This window comes from Pseudomonas sp. A-1 (assembly GCF_004801855.1).
Lineage (GTDB): Bacteria > Pseudomonadota > Gammaproteobacteria > Pseudomonadales > Pseudomonadaceae > Geopseudomonas.
On record NZ_SSTC01000188.1, the window covers coordinates 1 to 2,295 of the forward strand.

General features: G+C 72.9%; 3 protein-coding genes and 1 pseudogene. 3 read left to right on the top strand and 1 reads right to left on the bottom strand.

Features of this window, described 5'->3' with window-relative positions; genetic code table 11:
* A partial coding sequence (locus tag E5198_RS20955; protein WP_136491834.1) for a hypothetical protein occupies positions 1 to 205 on the bottom strand: 205 nt, incomplete at its 3' end.
* Between the two features lie 129 nt (positions 206 to 334).
* Here E5198_RS20955 and E5198_RS20960 point away from each other — a divergent pair.
* From E5198_RS20960 to E5198_RS20970, 3 genes and pseudogenes are all read left to right on the top strand, one after another.
* Positions 335 to 1,351, top strand: coding sequence for an aminoglycoside phosphotransferase family protein (locus E5198_RS20960; RefSeq protein WP_136491835.1), 1,017 nt, complete (start codon positions 335 to 337; stop codon positions 1,349 to 1,351).
* Complete coding sequence (murU, locus tag E5198_RS20965; protein WP_136491836.1) at positions 1,348 to 2,031, top strand: N-acetylmuramate alpha-1-phosphate uridylyltransferase MurU; 684 nt, start codon at positions 1,348 to 1,350, stop codon at positions 2,029 to 2,031. Before E5198_RS20960 ends, murU begins: the two co-directional genes overlap by 4 nt.
* Positions 2,031 to 2,295: pseudogene (locus tag E5198_RS20970) on the top strand (molecular chaperone DjlA); the annotation flags it as partial. The gene murU and the pseudogene E5198_RS20970, both read left to right, overlap by 1 nt.

The window sequence follows — 2,295 nt, forward strand, 5'->3', positions numbered from 1 at the left end:
CGGCGGCGGGCGTCGTCGCTGCCTGGGGGCGCGGCGGCACGGCGCCCGGCGTGCTCTTCGGCGCGCAGGCCCAGCCGCCGCCGGCCGAAGCCTGGCAGTCGAACTGCTCGGCGGCGTGCAGCAGCGGAGCGGAGCCCAGGGCCAGCAGGCTGCCGGTGACCAGGAGAGGGAACTTTCTGCGGAACAGGGGGGGAGTGAGTGCCATCTTGTCGATGTCCGGGCTTCCTGCGCGCCAACAGCCTGTGCGGCCGCACGCCTTTCGATGGGCTGGAGTAAGATCGCGGATAATAAATCAATGCGTCACGCAACGGCTAGCGTAGAAGGGGAGCCCTGGATGTCCGTGGATAGTCGATTGGAAAGCCTGAAAGCCTGGCTGGACGGGTGCCTGCCCGAAGTGTTCGCCGCGCGCGGCTGGGGCGTGCCGGGGCCGGCCAGCCTGACGCCGGCGAGCAGCGATGCCAGCTTCCGCCGCTACTTCCGCTGGGAAGACGGCGCGCGCAGCCTGATCGTCATGGATGCACCGCCGCCGCAGGAGGACTGCCGCCCGTTCGTCAGGGTCGCCGGCCTGCTCGCCCAGGCCGGCGTGCACGTGCCGGAGATCCTCGCCGGCGATCTGGCGCAGGGCTTCCTGCTGCTACCCGACCTCGGCCGGCAGACCTACCTGGAAGTGATCGGCGAGGACAACGCCGACGCCCTGTTCGAGGATGCCCTGCAGGCGCTGGTGGCCTTCCAGCGCCTGCCGGTGGAGGGCCAGCTGCCCGCCTACGACGAGGCGCTGCTGCGCCGCGAGCTGCAGCTGTTCCCCGACTGGTACCTGGCCCGGCACCTCGGCGTGACTCTGGAGGGCGAGGCGCTGGCGGCCTGGCAGGCGACCTGCGACCTGCTGGTGCAGAGTGCCCTGGCCCAGCCGCGGGTGCTGGTGCATCGCGACTACATGCCGCGCAACCTGATGCTCAGCACTCCCAACCCCGGCGTGCTGGACTTCCAGGACGCGGTGTTCGGCCCGGTCAGCTACGACGTCACCTGCCTGTTCAAGGACGCCTTCCTCAGCTGGCCCGAGGCGCGCGTCGAGGCCTGGCTGCGCCGCTACTGGCAGCTGGCGGGCGAGGCGGGCATCCCGCTGCCGGAGAGCTTCGCCGAGTTCCGGCGCGCCAGCGACCTGATGGGCGCGCAGCGCCACCTCAAGGTGATCGGCATCTTCGCGCGGATCTGCCACCGCGACGGCAAGCCGAAATACCTCGGCGACGTGCCGCGCTTCTTCGCCTACCTCGACACGGTGATCGCCCGCCGCCCCGAACTGGCGCCGCTCGGCGCGCTGCTCGCCGGCCTGCCCAAGGAGCCCGCGGCATGAAGGCGATGATCCTCGCCGCCGGCAAGGGCGAGCGCATGCGCCCGCTGACCCTGCACACGCCCAAGCCGCTGCTGCCGGTCGGCGGCATGCCGCTGATCGAGCACCACGTCCGCGCCCTGGCCGCCGCCGGCTTCACCGAGCTGGTGATCAACCATGCCTGGCTCGGCCAGCAGATCGAGGACTACCTGGGCGACGGCGCGCGCTTCGGCGTGTCCATCGCCTTCTCCGCCGAGGGCGAGCCGCTGGAGACCGGCGGCGGCATCCATCGCGCCCTGCCGCTGCTCGGCGCGGCGCCCTTCCTGCTGGTCAACGGCGACATCTGGACCGACTACGCCTTCGCCGACCTGCGTCGCCCGCCGGACGGGCAGGCCCATGGCGGGCTGGCCCATCTGGTGCTGGTCGACAACCCGGCGCACCACTCCGAGGGCGACTTCCGCCTGCAGGAGGGGCGGGTCAGCGCCCGCGGCGCGCAGCCCGGGCTGACCTACAGCGGCATCGCCGTGCTCGATCCGGCGCTGTTCGCCGGCTGCCGGCCGGGGGCGTTCAAGCTGGCGCCGCTGCTGCTCGATGCCATGGCGCTCGGCCAGGTCAGCGGCGAGCACTTCCGCGGCCGCTGGGTGGACGTCGGCACCCGCGAGCGGCTGGACGAGGTCGAGCGCCTGTTGGCGGAGCGCCCCTGATGCTGTGGCCGGCCAGCGCACTGGGCGGCCTGGCCGGCTTCGTGCTGGCCAGCGTGCCGGGCGCGCTGCTCGGCGGCCTGCTCGGCCACTGGCTGGACCGGCGCCTGCAGCTGCACGACTGGGAAGACCTGCGCGAGCGCCTGGCCGGCCACGGCCACGACACCCTCGACGCCCTGCGCCTGATGCAGCTGCTCGGCCGCCTGGCCGCGGCCAACCCGCATGCCGCCGTGGCCCAGCGCCGCCAGCTGCGCCGCGAGGCGCAGC